Origin of the sequence: Enterococcus sp. SMC-9 (genome assembly GCF_021011285.1) — a bacterium.
Lineage (GTDB): Bacteria > Bacillota > Bacilli > Lactobacillales > Enterococcaceae > Enterococcus_C > Enterococcus_C montenegrensis.
This window is the reverse complement of sequence record NZ_JAILYE010000007.1, coordinates 43471-64094: the sequence shown is the minus strand read 5'-3', so window position 1 is coordinate 64094 and position 20624 is coordinate 43471. Positions and strand designations below refer to the sequence as shown.

At 36.7% G+C, this 20624-nt stretch carries 19 protein-coding genes; 7 read left to right on the top strand and 12 right to left on the bottom strand.

Annotated elements, in window-relative coordinates; all coding sequences use genetic code 11:
- Positions 1–59 precede the first annotated feature (59 nt).
- Positions 60–1466, top strand: a complete 1407-nt coding sequence (locus K4422_RS11820) for a PTS galactitol transporter subunit IIC (protein WP_206903547.1) — start codon at positions 60–62, stop codon at positions 1464–1466.
- Between the two features lie 582 nt (positions 1467–2048).
- Here K4422_RS11820 and K4422_RS11815 read toward each other — a convergent pair.
- Both K4422_RS11815 and K4422_RS11810 read right to left on the bottom strand, forming a co-directional pair.
- Positions 2049–2369, bottom strand: a complete 321-nt coding sequence (locus tag K4422_RS11815) for a DUF960 domain-containing protein (protein ID WP_173103702.1) — start codon at positions 2367–2369, stop codon at positions 2049–2051.
- A gap of 248 nt (positions 2370–2617) precedes the next feature.
- On the bottom strand, positions 2618–3223 hold the full coding sequence (locus tag K4422_RS11810; protein WP_230711244.1) for a 50S ribosomal protein L25/general stress protein Ctc: 606 nt from the start codon (positions 3221–3223) through the stop codon (positions 2618–2620).
- 308 nt (positions 3224–3531) lie between these two features.
- Here K4422_RS11810 and K4422_RS11805 point away from each other — a divergent pair, with 308 nt between their 5' ends.
- The 3 genes from K4422_RS11805 to udk are packed head-to-tail and all read left to right on the top strand — an operon-like array spanning position 3532 to position 5656.
- Positions 3532–4254, top strand: coding sequence for a 16S rRNA pseudouridine(516) synthase (locus K4422_RS11805; RefSeq protein WP_230711243.1), 723 nt, complete (start codon positions 3532–3534; stop codon positions 4252–4254).
- A gap of 15 nt (positions 4255–4269) precedes the next feature.
- Positions 4270–4974 carry a YjjG family noncanonical pyrimidine nucleotidase gene (locus tag K4422_RS11800; RefSeq protein ID WP_230711242.1) on the top strand — a complete coding sequence of 235 codons (705 nt, stop codon included), beginning with the start codon at positions 4270–4272 and terminating at the stop codon, positions 4972–4974.
- 58 nt (positions 4975–5032) lie between these two features.
- Positions 5033–5656, top strand: a complete 624-nt coding sequence (udk, locus tag K4422_RS11795; protein WP_206903543.1) for a uridine kinase — start codon at positions 5033–5035, stop codon at positions 5654–5656.
- A 174-nt stretch (positions 5657–5830) separates the two neighbouring features.
- Here the strand turns inward: udk and K4422_RS11790 are convergent, their stop codons facing one another.
- From K4422_RS11790 to K4422_RS11760, 7 genes are all read right to left on the bottom strand, one after another.
- Complete coding sequence (locus tag K4422_RS11790) at positions 5831–7219, bottom strand: oxaloacetate decarboxylase subunit alpha (protein ID WP_230711241.1); 1389 nt, start codon at positions 7217–7219, stop codon at positions 5831–5833.
- Between the two features lie 19 nt (positions 7220–7238).
- Positions 7239–7649: an acetyl-CoA carboxylase biotin carboxyl carrier protein subunit gene (locus tag K4422_RS11785; protein WP_230711240.1), complete on the bottom strand. Its 411-nt coding sequence runs from the start codon at positions 7647–7649 to the stop codon at positions 7239–7241.
- 12 nt (positions 7650–7661) lie between these two features.
- Positions 7662–8000 (bottom strand): hypothetical protein, encoded by a 339-nt coding sequence (locus K4422_RS11780; protein ID WP_230711239.1) that lies wholly within the window; start codon positions 7998–8000, stop codon positions 7662–7664.
- Positions 8001–8176: 176 nt separating this feature from the next.
- A complete protein-coding gene (locus tag K4422_RS11775; protein ID WP_230711238.1) occupies positions 8177–9424 on the bottom strand; it encodes an ABC transporter substrate-binding protein in 1248 nt (415 codons plus the stop codon).
- A 13-nt stretch (positions 9425–9437) separates the two neighbouring features.
- Positions 9438–10274 carry a carbohydrate ABC transporter permease gene (locus K4422_RS11770; RefSeq protein ID WP_230711237.1) on the bottom strand — a complete coding sequence of 279 codons (837 nt, stop codon included), beginning with the start codon at positions 10272–10274 and terminating at the stop codon, positions 9438–9440.
- 1 nt (position 10275) lies between these two features.
- On the bottom strand, positions 10276–11211 hold the full coding sequence (locus K4422_RS11765; RefSeq protein ID WP_230711236.1) for a carbohydrate ABC transporter permease: 936 nt from the start codon (positions 11209–11211) through the stop codon (positions 10276–10278).
- A 13-nt stretch (positions 11212–11224) separates the two neighbouring features.
- Positions 11225–13048 carry a beta-L-arabinofuranosidase domain-containing protein gene (locus tag K4422_RS11760; RefSeq protein ID WP_230711235.1) on the bottom strand — a complete coding sequence of 608 codons (1824 nt, stop codon included), beginning with the start codon at positions 13046–13048 and terminating at the stop codon, positions 11225–11227.
- 124 nt (positions 13049–13172) lie between these two features.
- Between K4422_RS11760 and K4422_RS11755 the strand changes: the two genes are divergently transcribed.
- On the top strand, positions 13173–14006 hold the full coding sequence (locus K4422_RS11755; RefSeq protein ID WP_230711234.1) for an AraC family transcriptional regulator: 834 nt from the start codon (positions 13173–13175) through the stop codon (positions 14004–14006).
- Between the two features lie 423 nt (positions 14007–14429).
- Here K4422_RS11755 and K4422_RS11750 read toward each other — a convergent pair whose 3' ends face one another.
- Together K4422_RS11750 and K4422_RS11745 are read right to left on the bottom strand one after the other, a co-directional pair.
- Positions 14430–14693, bottom strand: a complete 264-nt coding sequence (locus K4422_RS11750; RefSeq protein ID WP_206903539.1) for a GlsB/YeaQ/YmgE family stress response membrane protein — start codon at positions 14691–14693, stop codon at positions 14430–14432.
- Between the two features lie 96 nt (positions 14694–14789).
- Positions 14790–15785, bottom strand: coding sequence for a helix-turn-helix domain-containing protein (locus K4422_RS11745; protein ID WP_230711233.1), 996 nt, complete (start codon positions 15783–15785; stop codon positions 14790–14792).
- A gap of 259 nt (positions 15786–16044) precedes the next feature.
- Between K4422_RS11745 and K4422_RS11740 the strand changes: the two genes are divergently transcribed.
- Positions 16045–17337 carry an MATE family efflux transporter gene (locus K4422_RS11740; protein ID WP_206903537.1) on the top strand — a complete coding sequence of 431 codons (1293 nt, stop codon included), beginning with the start codon at positions 16045–16047 and terminating at the stop codon, positions 17335–17337.
- Between the two features lie 100 nt (positions 17338–17437).
- Positions 17438–18166, top strand: coding sequence for a class I SAM-dependent methyltransferase (locus K4422_RS11735; protein ID WP_230711232.1), 729 nt, complete (start codon positions 17438–17440; stop codon positions 18164–18166).
- Between the two features lie 246 nt (positions 18167–18412).
- On the opposite strand, the gene pnp is transcribed toward K4422_RS11735, so the two are convergent.
- Positions 18413–20536: a polyribonucleotide nucleotidyltransferase gene (gene pnp / locus K4422_RS11730; protein WP_206903535.1), complete on the bottom strand. Its 2124-nt coding sequence runs from the start codon at positions 20534–20536 to the stop codon at positions 18413–18415.
- Positions 20537–20624 lie beyond the last annotated feature (88 nt).

The following is a 20624-nucleotide window of genomic DNA, read 5'->3' as shown; positions in this document are numbered from 1 at the left end:
ATAAGTAGCAAACGGAGTTCTTTTTCTCCGTTTGCACTATCTAAAGAGGAGAAGAAAATATGAGTACAGTTATTGATTTAGCCAACAAGGTCTTTCAACCCTTAATCAATTTAGGGGCAGCGCCATTAATGACAATTGTTTTAACGTTAATCGCACTATTATTCAAAGTAAAATTCACCAAAGCATTAGAAGGTGGGCTTAAATTAGGGATTGCATTAACCGGTATCGGAGCTATTATTAATATTTTATCGACATCATTTGCTGATGCCATGCAATCATTTGTTGAACGTACAGGTCTTTCATTAAATATCACTGACGTTGGTTGGGCTCCTCTTGCTACTATTACTTGGGGCTCCCCTTACACACTTTATTTCTTATTGATTATGGTAATTGTCAATATTGTAATGTTAGTTTTAAATCGTACCAATACATTAGATGTTGATATCTTTGATATTTGGCATTTATCTATCGTTGGCTTATTTGCAATCTTTTGTGGTGCCAACTTGTTTATCGCAACAGCATTGGTTATCTTCATCGGCGTATTGAAAATTATCAACTCTGACTTGATGAAACCAACTTTTAACGATTTATTAAATGCACCTGATGCTAACCCAATGACAACCACCCACATGAACTATATGATGAATCCAATTATTATGGTTTTTGATAAAATTTTTGACAAAGTTTTCCCTTGGTTAGATAAATACGATTTTGATGCTGCTAAATTGAACAGTAAAATCGGTTTTTGGGGTTCTAAATTTGCAATTGGTATTTATTTAGGTATCTTCGTGGGGATGTTAGCTGGACAAACACCAACACAAATCTTCGCTTTAGCATTTACAGCCGCAACCTGTTTGGAGTTATTCTCAATGATCGGTGCTTGGTTTATCGCAGCTGTTGAACCTCTATCACAAGGTATTACTGATTTTGCCAGCAACAAATTAAAAGGTCGCACATTAAACATTGGTTTAGACTGGCCGTTCATCGCAGGCCGTGCCGAAATTTGGGCTGCTGCGAACGTTTTAGCACCAATTATGTTATTAGAAGCTATGATCTTACCTGGTAATAAATTATTGCCACTTGGTGGTATCATTGCAATGGGTGTTACACCAGCATTGTTAGTTGTAACACGCGGGAAATTAATCCGCATGATCGTTATCGGTGCAATCGAATTACCTGTCTTCTTATGGTCTGGTACATTAATGGCACCATTTATTACAGAAACAGCTAAAAAAGTTGGCGCATTCCCTAAAGGTTTAAATGCAGATGCTTTGATTTCTCATACAACGATGGAAGGCCCAGTTGAAAAATTCTTGGCTTACCTAGTCGGAAACGCTTCTCAAGGTGAAATCACCTTTGTCTTATACGCAGCTTTAGCCTTAGTCGCTTACTTATTAATCTTCGTCTGGTATGCACGAGAAATGAAAAAACGTAACGCTATCTACGCTGCCGAAAAAGCAAAATAATCAAACGCATTAACTATTCATTTATTACTGGCATAATAAATGTAAAGGCGGAAAGAAAAAGTTACGAGAACTTTTTCTTTCCGCCTTTTTTATAAGAACTTTTTATTTTGCCTCGTGTTAAACGGTAAAACAAAGAGCAGTCGCTGCGACAATAAGCTGAACTTTCCTAAAAATTTAAAAAAATTTTTGAAAACTCCTGCTTATTGCTTGTGACAAAACGCTTTCATTTTGCCTCTTAATTGTAAAACAAAAAAGTAGCTTTGAGAGAAAATTCTCAAAGCTACTTTTTCCAGTACCAAAATTGGTAGAAGCTTGGTCGTCCACTACCTCACTTCCAACACCCTGCAAATCCGGCAGTGAAGTTTCCTTCTGGTGTTGCTGTTTGACTCGACCAAACAAGTTGGTCTTATCGACTCATCGCATGTTCACTACTCTAACCGTAAAACTCCCCCTTGTCAATCATTTCTTATTAGCCCTCGCATTATCCCAGGAGCAAACGATCTTTAAACACACTAGCTATCTCAGGTAAAAAACCTTTGATCGTAAAAAAACTCTCACCTTTCAAGGTGAGAGTAAATATCTCTAACGGTTTGTTTCACTTGGCAACAAGATTGTTTGTTGTTTTCCATCGTCATAAGCATAAACTTCTTGGGGCAATTCATAAGAAAATGGGAAAGGTAAGTCTATATCCATTTCAACTTCACTATTTTCTTGCGAAAAATGCATGGTCACTTTGCCATCATGATTTAGTAATTCAAAAGCGATTAAATTATTTAAAGGTACTACTCCTTTTAAATCAAGGTCGATAATGAACCAAATGCTGTCAATTAATTCTCCTGGCATGCTAGAAACAACGCCAACAGAAGCAAAGCGGCTACGTTTTTTATCAAATACTTCAAACAAATTCAAAACCTCCTAAGGCAGTGTTTACTACGATTCATTTTTTTAGAAATGGTTTTTTTACCATCTTAATTCGTAGGTTAAACATCAGTATCGATTCTATGTCTATCATACTTTAAATAAGTAAGAATGCAAAAAAATTGCACTTATAAAGGTAATTTGTAAAAGCTTTGTTTAAATTGGAAAAGTTGCTGTAATTTTACTTTACAAAGAAAAAAAGCACCGCAAAAAAGCGGCGCTTTAAGTCAAATTTATTCAGCTTCAGCAGGTGCTTCTGGTGCTGGTGCTTCTTCTGTTTCTTCTTCAGCGACTTGCGCTTCACTTACAGCTACGATTTGTTCTTCTGGATCAGTTACAATTGTGAAGTCAGCATCTTTTGGCAAGTCGGCAACTGATAAGGCATCCCCAATTTCAAGAGCCGTAACATCTACTTCAATGCGTTCTGGTAATTTGTCTGGTGTTGCTGAAACAACGACATTGTATAATGTTTGTGTCAACACACCGCCGGCTTTCACGCCTGCTGCTTCGCCGACAAGCACTACTTCGGCTTCAACTTCTGTTTCTTCTGTCATATTTACTGACAAGAATTCAACGTGTGTCAATTTTTTAGTAAAAGTATCTGATTGTGTGCCGCGGACTAATGTGTTCACGTTTTTACCATCAATGCTTAATACGATAACAGCATTGGCGCCGTGTTCACGATAGATTTTTTCAAGAGCTGCCGCATCAACTGCAATTGGTGTACTTTCAATTTGGTAACCATTTACAACTGCTGGTACTTTACCTTCGTGACGCAATTTATTGCGTAGGGAACGGGGACGGATTGCTCTTTTTTCTACATTTAATTTTACTGCCATAACTAAATTCCTCCTAAATTTTGGCCGCAATTGCGGTAATCTTTAAAAGCAAATTTGTTACTCAGCACATCAGTGTGGTGCGTATAAAAATACGCAAAAGGACAGTCGTATGCACAACTGTCCTGTCAAAGTCGGTTAAAACTTTCTCCACCAGGTCGTAACGCTGTGTGTATGAGAAACTTTATTTACTTTACTATTTAACCTTAGGCCTTATTTAAATTTAAGTCAAGGAAAGTGCTGTTTTGCTGTAAATCCCTCTTTTTTTCGCTATAATAGACAAGACTTTGCTATTGAATAAAGGAGTAAATATGCGCTTAGACAAATTAATTGAAGAGGCACTACATACCAGCCGCAAAGAAATGAAACGCCTTTTTTTAAGTGGACAGGTAACAATTGACGGCACAAAGGAACGCCACCAAAATCGTAACGTCGATAGTCAAATTCATAAAATCATGGTCGGCAATCAACAGCTCTTTACCGATGAAGTCTATTATTTATTAGATAAACCAGCTGGCGTGGTAACTGCTAACTCTGATCTAAACCACCAAACTGTTTTTGATTGTTTAAAAAAAGCTGACAGGTATCCCGATTTATACGCTGTTGGTCGCCTAGATCGCGATACTTCTGGTTTTTTACTTTTAACAAACAACGGGCCACTCGGTTATGATTTATTGCACCCTGAAAAAAAAGTAGCCAAGGTTTATGAAGCTTGCATTAATGAAATCGTAACCGAAACTGATATCACTAAATTTCGAGATGGGATTATCTTTTTGGATGGTACACAGTGCAAACCCGCCAATTTAGAAATACTCCAAATAGATACGAAAAATCAGCGCAGCTATATCCGTCTAACCATCTGGGAAGGTAAATTCCATCAAGTCAAGAAAATGTTTTTAGCTTGTGGAAAAAAAGTACTAACTTTACGCCGACTTGCTATGGGACCTTTATATTTACCTGAAAACTCGCAGCCCGGAGATTATTTTCCCTTAACAAAAGCGCAATTAACCTTATTAAAACCTTATTTTAGATAGAAAGAAGCGAATAAAATGAATTATTCTACCCTGTTATTTGATTTAGATGATACTTTACTGGACTTTAAAGCAGCCGAAGACCAAGCCTTACAAAAGCTCTTTGCTCAGCTGAATATGACCCTAACGCCAGAAATTGAAAAATATTACAAGACGATGAATCACAAATTGTGGGCTGATTATGAACAAGGTAAGTTAAGTCGCCAAGAAGTGACCAACGGCCGGTTTCAAAAATTATTTGCAACTTTAGGCAAAGATGTCGATGGTCCCGCGCTTGATCAAAACTATCGCCACTATTTAACCCAAGGACACCAATTATTAGGCAATAGCCGCCGCATTATCGCCGATTTGGCGAATAAAGCCGATTTATATGTCGTAACAAACGGCGTTTCTGAAACGCAATACAAGCGCTTAGAAGACGCAAAATTACTCCCTTATTTTAAAGATATCTTTGTTTCAGAAGATACCGGCTATCAAAAACCAATGCCAGAATATTTTGACTACGTGGCCCGCCGTATTCCCCACTTTGTTGCCCAAAAGGCTTTGGTGATTGGGGACTCTTTAACCTCTGATATTAAAGGAGCTAACAATGCTGGTTTAGACAGTGTCTGGTTAAATCCTGAAGCAAAACAATTATTACCAGATGTCAAACCAACCTATGAAGTCAAAGTATTAGATCAACTCTATCCTATTTTAGGCGCGTCATTTAACGAAAAAGCATAGCATTTTCTGAAAAAATCTATATAATAGACCTAGTACAAAAAATGAAAGAGGTTTTCTCATGACAAAGAACAAGCCCATCATTATTGGTGTGACTGGTGGCTCTGGTAGTGGTAAAACAAGTGTCAGCCGGGCAATTTTTAATAATTTTCCCGACCACTCCATCATGATGCTGGAACAAGATTCTTACTACAAAGATCAAAGTAATTTAAGCTTTGAAGAACGCCTGAATACAAACTACGATCATCCTTTTGCTTTTGATACTGATCTTTTGATTGAACATATCAAAAAATTGATGTGTTATGAAGCAATTGAAAAACCCGTTTATGATTATGTGGCCCATACCCGCAGTAAAGCAACTATCGTGCAAGAACCAAAAGAAGTCATTATTTTAGAAGGAATTTTAATTTTAGAAGATGAACGTTTACGGGACTTGATGGATATTAAAATCTATGTGGATACTGATGATGATATTCGCATTATCCGCCGTATTAAACGGGATATGGAAGAACGAGGTCGTACGCTTGACTCGGTCATTGAACAATACTTATCAGTAGTAAAACCAATGTATCACCAATTTATTGAACCAACCAAGCGCTATGCAGATATCATCGTGCCAGAAGGTGGCGAAAATCACGTCGCTGTCGACTTGATTACAACGAAAGTGGCAAGTTATTTGTCATAAAAACGCCCGCTTGAGTTTAAGTCGGCGCAGCTACACTCGCCTTAAACGATGCCGCTGTTATAGCTGCTAACTTAGTATTACATCAAAAAAGCAGTGACAAAATTTTTGTCACTGCTTTTTTAGCGCCACCTTTTATTCGGGCCTTTTACTAACAAAAACATGATAATCACTTTGCTATACTTCTATTTTCACCGAGACATTTTGGAATGGCACATCGTAAAATGGATCTTCTCTGCGGCCCAAGAAGTCTTTAGCCTGCTGTGGAAAAACAGCATAGCTTAAGACATCTTCCATGAAACGGGCATACTCCTTTATTTCGGCTTCAAAACCTGGTAATTGTGGCGCCAGTAAGTCAGCGGGACGTTCGGTAATCACTTTTTCATTACCGATAATTTTTTCTTTAATCGCTTCAGAAATTGCTACTGGCGGCTTGCCGTACAATCCTTTGACATAGTCTTTAATTTCTTTTGGTACTAATTTGTAACGCTCACCACTGATAATATTCATTAACGCTTGCGTTCCTACCATCTGTGACAGCGGTGTAACCAACGGCGGATAACCTAAGTCAGCCCGCACTTTTGGCACTTCAGCTAAAACTTTATCGTACTTATCTCCTAATCCTTGTTCATTTAATTGACTTAAAAGATTAGACAACATCCCACCAGGCACTTTATACAGCAATGTTTTTGGTTCCACGTCTTTTACTTTTGGATTTAATTTCCCTTCATTTCTAAAGCGGTCGCGAATAGGATTAAAATGATCGGCAATTTTTTCCAATTTTCCTTGATCTAACCCCGTTTCATAACCTAATCCAGCTAAGGCGATTGCTACAGATTCTGTCGCCGGTTGACTCGTCCCACCAGCAAAAGAAGAAATTGCCGTATCAATAATATCTGCTCCGGCTTCAGCTACTTTTAAATACGTCATCTCCGCAATCCCGCTTGTCGCATGCACGTGCACATCCACTGGTAAACTAACAGCATCTTTAATACGACTAACAAGTTCAAACCCGGTTTGAGGTACAAGTACCCCTGCCATATCTTTAATACAAATCGAATCTGCTCCAAGTTCGGCCATCTCTTTTGCTAGGGCGACAAAATAATCAACAGTATGAAAATCGCTGGTTGTATACGAAATTGCGGTCTGACAATGTCCCCCAGCTGCTTTACAAGCTTCCACAGAAGTTTTTAAATTGTGCGTATCATTTAAAGCATCAAAAATACGCACAATATCGATACCATTTTCAACGGATTTTTTGACAAATTCAGTCACCACATCATCAGCATAATTTTTGTAACCAAGTAAATTTTGTCCCCGCAAAAGCATTTGGAGTTTGGTATTTTTAACTTCTTTGCGAATAGCTCGTAGTCTTTCCCAAGGATCTTCGTCCAAAAAGCGCAAGCATGCATCAAAAGTGGCACCACCCCACATTTCTAATGCGTGATACCCCGCTTGATCCATCTTTTTTAAAATCGGTAACATATCCCGCGTTGGCATCCTAGTGGCAATCAGACTTTGCTGACCATCGCGCAAAACGGTTTCCATAAATTTAATTTTTGACAACAAATTTCCCTCCTAACTGCTAATTAAAGGCAATCAAGGGATCACTTGCGTTGACAATTGCCCCCACCTGCACAAAGATTTCAGCAACTGTCCCATCTTTTGGTGCTACAATTTCATTTTCCATTTTCATCGCTTCTAAAATCATTACAGGTTGATTCGCTGTCACTGACTCGCCGGGATTTACTAACAATTTTAAAATTGTACCTGGCATAGGGGCACTGAGTGTGTGACTACCTGCTGGTGCAGCGGTAGATTTTGGTTTATCTTTGGGTGTGCTTTCTGATACAGGTTGCGCTGTCGGTGTTGGCGTTGGTGGTGGTGTGGCTGCAGCAGGCATTGGTGATGGTACTTGCGGTGTTACGCCACCAATTTCTTCCATTTCGACTAAATACTCTTTGCCATCAATTGAAATTTTGAACTTCCGTAACATATAATCCCTCCGTCATTTTCTTTGATAAATTTTTTTAACAATAAATTGTGAATCTGGTGCTACCCCGGCGGCAATACTCGCAGCAACGATTGCCACTAATTGTGCTTCAGAATTTTTTTTCATAATTTTTTTGACCACAAAAGAACTTCCCTCTTCGTTCCCAGCAGCAATACTTGTAGCAATCACACTTATAAGTTCATTGTCATCCTCATTGGGAATAAAAAAAGGTAGCTCTTCCCACTGATCATTGTCAGTTTGCGTTTTGTGTGCCACTGCATTGTTTTGTAAAACAAATTGTCGCTGCGTTGTATCGGTTTTTTCCTTGCCAAATATACGGCTCCAAAATCCCATCAGGCACCTCCTTTAAAGGAAAATTTAAGACGATAAAAATAATAGCTCAATTAATTTTAACATAACATTATGTAAAGCGTTTACAAACTATCGTCATTTTTCTTCTCATAAATATTTTCTATAAAATCATAAATAAGGTAGCTAACTGCATATGAGTTAACTACCTTATAATTATATTAATCGAGATGCTCAGCTTCGTACATATTCTCTGCATCTTTTTGTGCTTGAAAAATTCCTTCTTCTATCGTTTTCCTACCATAAATTATTTCAGAAATTTGAGCATAAAGCATCTGACTATATAGGCCAATACTATCTACTTGTGGAGTAAAGACAGCTCTTTTAAACTCATTTGCCATTGCATTTTGAGGCTTGGATTTAAATTCTGTACTTTCATAAACAGCTTTTGATGCTGGTGCTTGACCCGAGTTAGACCAATCCATAGAATTCTGATTCACATACTCTAAAAATGCTTTTACCCCAGCTTTTTTATTTGTATCTCTTAAAGTTGATGGAATTGCAAATTGATGTGACTTACACGTTACAGCCAATTTTTCATTAAAAAATTGAGGGACTTCTGCCATTCCCCATTCTAAATCGGTATTCTCAAAAGTCGGAGCAGTCCAAGGACCATTAAAAATCATCGCAACATTTCCCCGCAAAAAATTCCCAATTGTATCGTAATCGTCCTTAGGAGTTATATTATATTTGTTTATAATGTCCATTTCAAATTGTAAAACATCACGCATTTCATTCGTATCGAAATTAGGATAATTATTTTTGTCAAAAAAACTTGAACCATGCTGTTCTACCATAGACTCCACAAGGAATTCATTGATAAAATCTGTTGACATGACAAATCCATAATCATCTCCCTTCGTTGTTTTTCTAGCAGCTTCTAAAAACTCCTCTTTATTAAGAGGTGGACTCTCAGGATCCAAACCAGCATCTCTGAATAATTTTTTGTTATAGTATAAAACCGGTCCATGTATATCTAATGGAACAGTGTAATGAACACCGTCATATTCTCCAGCCCCCCAAGCCGTTTCACTATAGGCATCTTTTACTAATAATGGCGACTCACCTAAATCCGATATTGGAGACAGAATACCACGCTGAGCATAGGTAGCGAGTTTATCTGAATGCATAATCATAACATCAGGCATACCAACCATATTATTGGCTACAGTTAAGTCCATTTTTTTATAGTAATCACTCGTGATGAATTGTGCATCTAAAATGTACTTGTCCTGACTTTTATTAAACCCATAAACAATTTTTTGCATAGCCTCTGAATCTGCTCCACCCATTGATGCCCAATACGTAATCACAGTACGATTGTCTTTTTCCTTTGCTTCGGACTTTGAACACGCAGTTAGGCTTACCAATATAATCAATATAAAAAATGACGATATAATTTTTTTCATATTTTCTCCATCCTTATTTAATCCCAGTATGTGTAATCGCTTTAACCAGTTGTTTTTGTGCAATAATAAATACGATTATCATAGGTATTGATGAAAGTAAAGATAGAGCCATTAATCGACCATAACTTACAGATAAAGAGCCTGACATCATATTTGCAACACCTACAGTCATTGTTTTTAATTGATTTCGGTTAATCGTTACTAACGGCCAGAGAAAATCATTATACAATCCAATGAAAGTCGTAACCGCAAGAGTAACAACCATTGGTTTAACGTTAGGCAAAACCACATACCAAAATATTTGCCATTTGTTAGCACCATCCAACACTGCAGATTCTTCAATCGCTTCTGGAAATCCCTTTAAAAATTGATATAGTAAGAAAACACCTGTCGTACTTGCAGTCACTGGTAAAATCATAACAGCATACGTATTCAGTAGTCCCATATTAGCAAAATTTAAAAACTGGGGTAATAAAGTAATAACACCAGGGATTAACATACTAATCATAATAAGCAACAAAATAACCTTTTTAAAAGGAACATTTAGTCTAGCTAAGCCATATGCAGCCATCGAATCAATCAGAACAACTGATAGAGTACCTATAACTGCTACAACCAAAGTATTCTTCAACCAACCAAAGACATCGACTTCATAATTATCTGGAGAAAAAAGATAAATAAAGTTTTCTAAAGTAAACTTATCTGGCCAAAAATTAATTCCTCCCCTCAGTGCTTCGGAATCTGTCTTAAATGCAGTAAGAACAATCCAAACTGTAGGAATCAAGAATAGCAATGATACAAAAAACGCTAAAAAAGTTGCCACCATATTTTTTCTTTTGGAATATGTCATCTTACTTCTCCTTTCGGTGTGTAACTATAAATTGAATTAAAATGAATAAACCAATTATTATTCCTAATACAACTGCCATTGCAGAAGCTGACCCCAGTTGATGGCGAATAAATGCTTCGTCTAGTATTGACATCATTGTTACTTTTGTTGAGGTCCCGGGACCGCCGCCTGTTAATAGTAACGGTTGCCCATACAGATTAAATGCACCTATGGTCGAGGTAATCACAACATACATCATAATTGGTTGAATTGAAGGTAATGTTATACACATAAATTTTTTCCATATAGAAGCTCCATCAATGTCAGCGGCTTCATATAGTTCATTAGAAATATTATTTAACGCGTTAATGAATAGAAGCATATTAAACCCTATTCCCCACCATAAAGAAGTAACTATAATCATCGTCCAAGCTCCACCAGGAGTTGCATTCCAAGCAACTGGATTAAGTCCAATCCCTGCTAAAAGTGCATTTAGCAATCCTGCGCCGGGATTAAAAATTAAAGCCCATGCGGCTCCTATTACAGATAGCGATAATACATACGGGAAAAAGAAAATAGTTCGAAAAAGGCCAGTTAACTTCGGAATAACATTATTAACCAAAATTGCTAGGCCTAGCGAAGCCGTTGTAAAAAGCGGAACCGTTATTACAGCATAGAGCATTGTGTTACCCAAAGTACTAACAAAAACTTCATAAGTGTAACTTCCTTTAGTGAATAATTGAATGTAGTTTTCTAATCCAACATATGTCGGAATATTATCTAATAAATTCCATTGAAAAAGACTTATATAAATACCATATATAATCGGAATGAGCAAAAATAGTGTAAAAGCAACCAAAAAAGGTAATACGAATAAAAAAGAACCCAACTTATCCGATAATTGTTTGTTTTTTATATGTGATTTTTTTCTCTTCGCAATCTCTACTGTAGATTCCATAACTTTTCCTCCTTTAAGGCCGTTCATCAATGGTAGGAAACTCAGCAATACGTAGCTTTGCACCGCCATATGGTACTAATATAATTTTTTCTATGCTACCTTTTTCAACTCGATATGGTGGTGTTCCGGCAGAATTCTTCACAACTTGCCAATTTTTTACTTGCCAACCACTTGTGCATAACACAATTGGAGAATGTCTACTATCAAAAACTTGTTTTTGGCTTATTTCGTTAAAAATAATTCTATAATTTTCTTTAGTCGATAATGCGTAACGCCAATTTGATTTTGGAAAAATTTCCCAATTAAAAAATGGAGCTTCGCCAGATTTTTTATTCCACTTCTCATCAATTGGAAGAGCGAATATCAGTGGCCCAAAAGTTATTCCTATAGCATTTTGGCTACGAAATTCTTTGACAACTTCTGCTTTAAAATAAAGTTCATATTCTTCTGTCCCCATTGAATTTTGAATATATAGAAAGTCATTTTCTATATGGTTTCTTTTTATTACACCGTTCTTTTTCAATTTGACATCTGTTACCCAACTAGGTATGCGTATTTTTATATCAATAGATTGTATAGAATTTACTTTTAGAAGCATCTTATGCCGAAATGGATATTCACTTTGAACTTCAATACTTACTCCTCCATCTTCAACAATACATGGTACCAAACTCTGACAAACTAACTTGTCGCCCTCTTTCATCCAAAGATGCTCAACAAATTTAGGCCAACCTTGATGCATGTTTGCAGTACAACAACCAAAGTGAGGTTCCAATCCAAACATATTTGCATCATTTCCATTTTCGGTCCAATTTCTTTTATCATCACTACAACAGATTTGATTTACTTGCTGATCGTACTGATGAGATAGCCAATCTCGGCTTATTGCTGCAGGTAAAGAATTAAATGCGGCTCTTTCCAACCTATCAGCAAATTCGTTTTCTCCAAAAATCTTCATTAATGTCTCCATTGAAAACATATACTCAACAATTGAACACAATTCGGTACCTTGACTAGGGTGCGTCCCTGCCAACCATTCATCTCCAGAAGTCATTCCGTGGAGTTGACCATGATATGTAGTAAGTATATTCAATGCTTCAATTAAATCTTCATGGTAACTGTTAATACCAGTCAATTGATATTTTAAACCAAAATATTTTAAAGACATGGCTACATTAACAACATGACTGCCATGATCGAACTCTGTAACATACCTTTTAAATGGATAGTTTTTATATAACTTACCCCAATCCATCGTTTGTTCATTAATAATATCAATCAATTCAAGAATAAAACTTTCATTGCTTTTTTCATAAAGCCAGATAAGTACCAGAACATTTTCCCCACCTCTATAGCGCCCCCATTCATACAATGGTCGGTTAGGTAAATTCTGTAGTTGGTAACGTGCATAATTTAATAAGAACGGTAATACTCTATCATCACTTGTTGCTTCAAAATATTGTATTAGAACTTTTCCCACAATCATTCGACTCCACCAGTCACTATCCGAGGTTGGACCAAACCAACCATCTTCCCGTTGACTTGATAATATCCATTCTATCCATTTTTGTGCTTTTTTGATTAATTTTTCATTTTCGAGTAGATATGCTAACGGTAGTAAGCCATCCAAGTAATAGGGTCCTCTTTCCCACCCTTCTCCAGTTCCACCAATCCAAGCACTGTTGCTACCAACATCTTCCCAATTTTCCTCTAACTGGCCACTCATGCCTTCTGCTTGAATAATCAGCTGTTCTTTCAACCATCCGGCTGGTTTGATTTTCCCTAACGATAATGTTTCAAACCGATTTGCAAGTATTACTTTTTTGACTGCTTCCAAAAAAAAACCTCCTTCAAAAAGTATGCGCTTTCTTTATTTGCTTTAATTCTATGCTTTTTTGCGGTAATATCAATCTATGAAAGCAACCTATATTTGTACTTTTTAAGACAAGGAGAATTTATAGATGAATTACTTTGTATTTAATATCCCACCATTTCCTTATTTCGAAGAATCAAATAAAGCTATTTATTTTTCAGGTACAAAACATATTGATCGTCGAAATTTTGAGTTCTTCGACTTTATTTTTGTTACAAAGGGCTGTCTATACCTGACAGAAGAAAATAGAAGTTACGAAATCAATGCTAATCAAGGGCTGATATTAACCCCCTACTTACACCACTTTAGTCATAAACCTGTTGAAAAACAGACAGATTTCTATTGGGTACATTTTCAAACAACAAGTAAATGGAATAGTATTTCACAGCTAACTCGGGGCGAACAAAAACAATTGATTTTACCACAATTCTTTTCCATCTCACATCCTGAGGTAGTCATACAAAATTTTGAAAAGCTTAACGATCTCCAACAAGCAATGACAGATGAACAAGTACTCGAACGTGAATCATTGTTATTACAACTTTTGAAAATTATTACAACAAATACAACAGATGATTTGTCCGTGAATATTAGTGAAGTAGCAAAACAAACGGTACTATCAATCAACTCCCATTTTAAAGAACGTCTTGAAATTCAAGACATTGCACATAAGTTAAATTTTCATCCAACTTATATCTCACGCTGTATGAAAAAAGTATATGGTGTTTCTGCCAAACAGTATCTACAAGAATTACGAATGAACCACGCTCAATCCTTATTAAAATCTACAAATTATTCGATTGAAGAAATTGCACATAAATCTGGATTTAACAGTCTATCGTTTTTCTCAAAAAGTTTTACTAAAAAGCAAGGACTATCTCCAACAAACTTTCGAAATCATTATCGTAAAGTACAATCATAAATTCCACCTGATTGCTCATAGTATTTCATATACTTTGAGCGTCAGTTACAAAATTGTAGTAGTTTTTATGCTTATAAGTACATTTATTTTTCTGAATATTTTCGACTATTCTATTCGTAACAACTTTCGTTTTTTATAGATACTAATAATCCATAAAAGATGTTGTTGTACAAAAAATTAATTAAACACATTTAATTTCATTCAACTTACGCCCGATAGAACTCCTGTATCTGTTGTAAACCAAATAGATTTTCCTTTTTTTTAACTTCTTCAATTTCAATATATTTTTATTAAATTCAAAATAAATATAAAACCTCTACTAAGGTTAAAAAATCCGTTTTAAATTTTACTATTCTAATTTATTGCCTTCGAAAAAAAAGGTTGTGCCTCTATTTTTTAGGCACAACCACACTGGTATGAAAACTAATAAAAACCGAACTGACGAATTTTTTGTAAAAGGTATGAACAGACTGCTAGACACATCACCGAACCAACTAAAGCGGGAATTACGTAGAAGCCACCAACTTGTGGACCAGTGGGACCAAGAAAAATTCGCCCGACCCAACTACCTAAAAAACCTATTATCATATAGCCTAAAAAACCACTACGAATATCATTTCCTATAATTAATCCAGCCAATAGACCTAATGTGCTACCAACAATGAAAGACCAAAATAACTCCAGCATTCTGCCACCTACTTTCGTCACTTATTGCTTATATTTTATCATCATTTACAATAAAATTATAATTATATGCAATAAATTTCGCTTAAAAAAGTAGATTTAAGCAAATTCTAAAGAAGAAGACTTCTTTTTCAATGCGTAATCATAGCCATTAACGACATAGCGATGCTTGCGGGTGAATCTTGCATACTTATCCACATATTTTTCACTGAACTCTTGTATCAAATAAGCCTCAGATAAAATACAGCGAGGCGTTAAAAACTCCTCAAAGCTATCGCCACAAAAAAGCTGCAAACATAAATGATAGCGATAAATTTCTTTTGTGCTTGTTGGCGTTAAACCAAGTGAACGGGGGTGGTTTTCTAATGCAGTAACGAAAGTTTGATAACTTTTAGGTAACCAAATCTCATTTCCTAATAATTGACGCAATAAATATAGCCATCCTCTTTCATCAATTTGATAAGGAAGTTGTGGTGCACGACTATGTAAGATTTTTGCTTCCATCGGGGTTAGTTTAAAGCCAAAATTTTGACGCTTTAAGCTAAGTTCTTGCATGTAGGACAATAGTGCTGCACTATCTCTTTCAAAGGGCAGCATCTGCATCTTTTTTAACTGCAAAATCAAGTAACGTTTCTGACTTTCCAAACCCATCAGGCAGCTTTGAAAATTATCATCTAAGCGTAAATTGAAATTTAACCACAATGGCCGAAGTCCTTCTAAACGTCGCCACACTGTTTTCCGGGCAATATAGTGCTGCTGTGAAAGTTGCGTGATCGTTACCAGGGGATCGTTTAGTTTTTGCCACAACAAGTGAAATGTCAAACTTTCAGACAAAAGTCTTTGCCACAAACGCGTTTGACAAAAATGATCTGCTAATTCAACCTGAATACCGGCATTTTGTGGCGTAAAATATATTCCGACTGCCTCTTTTTCCTCAATTTCTGCCCACCAATCACACAAGCGCTGAATCTTTGTCTTAGCGAAATGAAATGCTGCTTGCAAGTGCTCATATGCAACCAGCTCACCTCTTTGTCCCAACGAATAAATTTGCCAAATTGCTCGTTCATCTCTTTCCAATAAGCATTGATAGACCATCTTCTCATCTCCTTATTATTAAGGTACAAAATTAAAACTGGTCTTTTTTCCATTATTTGCTTATGTAACAACTTAATTTGAAAAATAAAATGAACCTTTGCTCATTAAGATTGCGTAATATTTGGCAAGTTGCTAAAATGAATTCATTCACATATCTGCAAAATCGCCGGGTTTTGCCAACAAAAAATTGTTGAGAGTAGCACTTTATCCCATAGGCCAATGGAGGATAAAGTTCTGCTCTTTTTTTGGAGGAATTTTTATGAAAGAAATTAGAGGCTATGTCACGCGGAGCGTCTTAAGTACTTTTGGTTTGTCTTTGTATATTCTAGCCGACACTTTTTTTATTGCAAATGGTGTAGGAACTTTAGGATTAACTGCTCTTAATATTGCTTTACCGCTCTTTAACCTTTTGAATGGTTTAGGACTACTTTTAGGAATGGGAGGTGCTACCTTGTTTGTCTTAAAAGGAGGACAAAAAAATTACTTTTCCCAGCTGCTTTTGACAGGAATTATCATCGGACTCCTCTTTACTTTGTTGGGTTTAATTTTTGCAGCACCTTTAGCTTCTTTACTGGGAGCAAGTTTGGCCACATTGCCGCTAACTACGACCTACTTACGTTTCATTTTAATTATGGCGCCTTTTTTCATTTGCAACAATTTGGTCTTAGCCTTTATTCGCAATGATCATAATCCGCAACTGGCGATGAAAGCTATGCTTTTTTCTAGTCTTTTTAATATTATCTTTGACTATATTTTCGTTTTCCCAATGAATATGGGAATGGCCGGGGCTGCACTAGCTACTGTATTAGCTCCCGTTTTAAGTTTATTGATTTTAAGTACTCACAAAAAGAAAGCCAACCGTCGTTTAATTTGGCAATTTACATTACCAAAATTCAAGACCATCAGCTGTAGCACACAATTAGGCTTAGCTTCTTTTTTGACCGAAATGAGTACCGGCATTAGCATTTTAGTTTTCAATCAAGTGCTGCTTGCTCTAAGCGGAGATATCGCTGTAGCAGCATATGGCGTACTTGCCAATATCTTACTTGTCGGCTTATCTTTGTTTACGGGCGTTGCACAGGGTATTCAGCCTTTAATCTCACAAGCGGCAGCAAAAAAAGAAGAAACAAAAGTTTTCAGCTATTTACGTTACGGTTTTACCGTTAGCTTTTTTTTAGCCTTCCTGTTGTATCTCGTTATAACTCTTTTCAAGTTCCCAATTGTCGGCTTATTTAATCGCGATCACGATGCGACCTTAACACACCTTGCAACCAAAGGGATGGGGATTTACTTTTTAGCCTTGTTTGGTGCCTGCTTTACTATCGTCTTTAGTATTTTCTTTTCTGCTGTCGGTTACGCAAAACAATCTTTTGCAGTTGCTTTGCTGCGGGGTTATGTATTAATTCTCCCCTTTGTAATTTTACTTGGAAAAACTTTTGGCATAGTCGGGGTATGGAGCAGCTTACCTTTAAGTGAATTTTTAACCCTATTGATTGCAAGCCTATTATTTATACAAGTAAAAAAAAGTTATCGCAGCGATATTTCCTACTAAGCGTGCTAAAATAAAAAGAGAAAGTAGGTTGATACTATGATTGCCCATAAAAGAGCCAAACGCCATGGCATTTAATAAAAAATGACATGGAGGAAAAAACATGGAAAATATTTATGACAACGAAACATTTTTTTACAAGTACAGCCAAATGGACCGCAGCCAAAAAGGTTTAACTGGTGCTGGAGAGTGGCCAACGCTGCAAAAGTTATTACCAGACTTTAAGGAAAAAACAGTTTTGGATCTTGGCTGTGGCTATGGTTGGCACTGTCTTTATGCCGCAAAACACGGCGCAAAGAATGTAACCGGCGTAGATTTATCAAAAAAAATGTTAACAGTAGCCAAACAAAAAACAAAAGAATATCCTGTCCATTATTTACAAGCTGATATTGCCACAATTTCATTTCCTGCTGATTCTTTTGATATCGTCATGAGCTCTTTAGCTATTCATTATGTCGCTGATTTTGCTAGTTTAATTGCAAATATCAAAAGCTACTTAAAACCTGAGGGAATTTTACTTTTTTCAGTGGAACATCCCGCCTTCACGGCAGAAGGATCAGAAGATTGGTATTACGATGACAATGGAAATATTTTACATTATCCCCTTGACCATTACTTTACAGAAGGTTTACGAAAAACCAATTTCTTAGGGGAAAAAGTTGTAAAATATCATCGGACCCTCACAACTTATTTGCAGACTTTGTTAAAAAATGATTTTACGCTTTTAGATGTGGTGGAACCCTTGCCGCCAAAAGACAGATGGCATGAAGATGGCATGAAAGAAGAACTTCGCCGCCCTATGATGTTACTTATCAAAGCACAAAAGAATTAACAGTAAAGCCGAAGTAAACTCGTTTAGTCTAGGAAAAATAAGTGTGAATTTTTTTAAATTGTTCGTCAAACTTTTAAAAGTTTTACCTTATTTCTTATCAGAGTAGTTTGTGAAGCGCAATATCCATAAAAGCTCATAGCATTGGGAATTTTTTAATACCAGCGCGAAAGAGAAATCTTATCATTTTCCCAACTAAAAAGGCTTGGGGCAAAGGTTAATCAAACCTCTGCTCCAAGCCTATTTTTATTATTTAGCGTCTTCTTTGTTATCGTCTTTTAATAATGCTTTACGAGATAAGTTGACACGGCCTTGACGGTCAATTTCCGTTACTTTAACTAAAACTTCATCCCCTAATTTCACTACGTCTTCTACGTTGTTTACACGTTCATTTGCGAGCTGTGAAATGTGAACTAAGCCATCTTTACCTTTGATTAAGTTAACGAAGGCACCAAATTTTTCAATGCGGACAACTTTACCTAAGTAAACTTCGCCAACTTTTACTTCTTTGGTTAATTCTTCAATAATCTTAATCGCTTTTTGAATCATTTCTGAATCAGCTGAGGCGATTGAAACTTTACCTTCTTGATCGATATCGATTTTAACGCCTGTTTCTTCAATGATACCGTTAATGGTGTCGCCACCTTTACCGATAACCACTTTGATTTTTTCAGGATCGATTTGGATCATTTCAATCTTCGGTGCATATGGGCTCAACTCTTCGCGCGGTTGCGCCAATGTTGAAGTTAATTCTTCTAAGATTTCAAAACGTGCTTTTTTCGCTTGCGCTAATGCTTCACGTAAAATTTGTTCTGTAATACCTTGAATTTTGATATCCATTTGTAGTGCTGTAATACCATCTTTGGTACCTGCAACTTTAAAGTCCATATCGCCTAAGTGATCTTCCAAGCCTTGAATATCTGTCAAGATTGTGTAATTTTCACCATCTGAAACCAGACCCATCGCAATACCGGCAACTGGCGCTTTAATTGGCACACCAGCATCCATCAATGCTAATGTTCCTGCACAAATACTTGCTTGTGAAGAAGAACCATTCGATTCTAAAACTTCTGCGACTAAACGAATTGTATAAGGGAAATCTGTTTCACTTGGGATCACTTGTGCTAATGCACGTTCCCCTAAAGCACCATGTCCAATTTCACGACGACCAGGTGAGCCGGCGCGACCCGTTGAACCAACTGAAAATTGGGGGAAATTGTAGTGGTGAATGAAACGTTTAGACTCTTCCACACCTAAACCATCAATAATTTGATGTTCTCCTAATGGTGCTAAAGTACAAGCAGATAGAGCTTGCGTTTGTCCCCGCGTAAATAAACCAGAACCATGAACCCGTGGTAATAAACCAACTTCTGAGGAAAGTTGACGGATTTCGTCTAACTTACGACCATCAGGGCGGATTTTATCAATTGTAATTAATTCTCGTACCACATCTTTTTCTAAGTCTTCAGCTACTTGCTTGATTTCTTTTGTAATTTGAACCAAGTCTTCTGTTTCAATATTAGCAAATTTTTCTGCGTAAACTTCTTTGACAGTTTCTTTTACTTTCTCAATTTCATCTTCACGAGCTAGTTTTTCTTCTGTCATAACAGCAGTTTTCATAACATTGTAGTAGTTGTCGTAAATGTCTTGTTTTAATTCTGGGTTAACTTGTAAAAGTTTTACTTCCATTTTTTCTTTGCCGACAGCTGCGACAATTTCTTCTTGGAAAGCAACTAATTCTTTAATTGCATCAAAACCAAATAGTAAAGCACCTAGCATATCGTCTTCTGACACTTCTTTAGCGCCGGATTCCACCATGTTAATTGCTTGTTTTGTCCCGGCTACGCTCAATTCGATATCTGTTTTTTCTGCTTGTTCAACAGTTGGGTTCAACACATATTCACCATTGACACGACCAACTTCAACACCAGCAATTGGGCCATCAAAAGGAATATCTGAAATAGATAGCGCTAAAGATGAACCTAACATTGCAGCCATAGCAGGTGAACAATCTTGTTCTACGCTCATTACAATATTGGTTACTTGCACTTCATTACGGAAACCTTCTGCAAACATTGGACGAATTGGCCGGTCGATTAAACGGGCTGTCAATGTCGCGTCAGTTGAAGGGCGACCTTCACGTTTAATAAAACCACCAGGGATCTTACCAACGGCATACATTTTTTCTTCATAGTTAATCGTCAATGGGAAAAAGTCTGTGTCTTTTGCTTCTTTTGAGGCAACGGCTGCACTCAATACGGCTGTATCACCATAGCGGACTAACACTGCTCCGTTGGCTTGTTTAGCTAATTGACCGACTTCAACTTGCAAGGGGCGGCCGCCCCAAGTTGTTTTAAATACTTGCTTTGTCATAAGTTCTCCTATCTTTCTGTAGATAGTGGGCTGCTACTAAACAAATGAAAAATTTAAAATAACATTTCAAAGCTTTCATTTGGTTAGT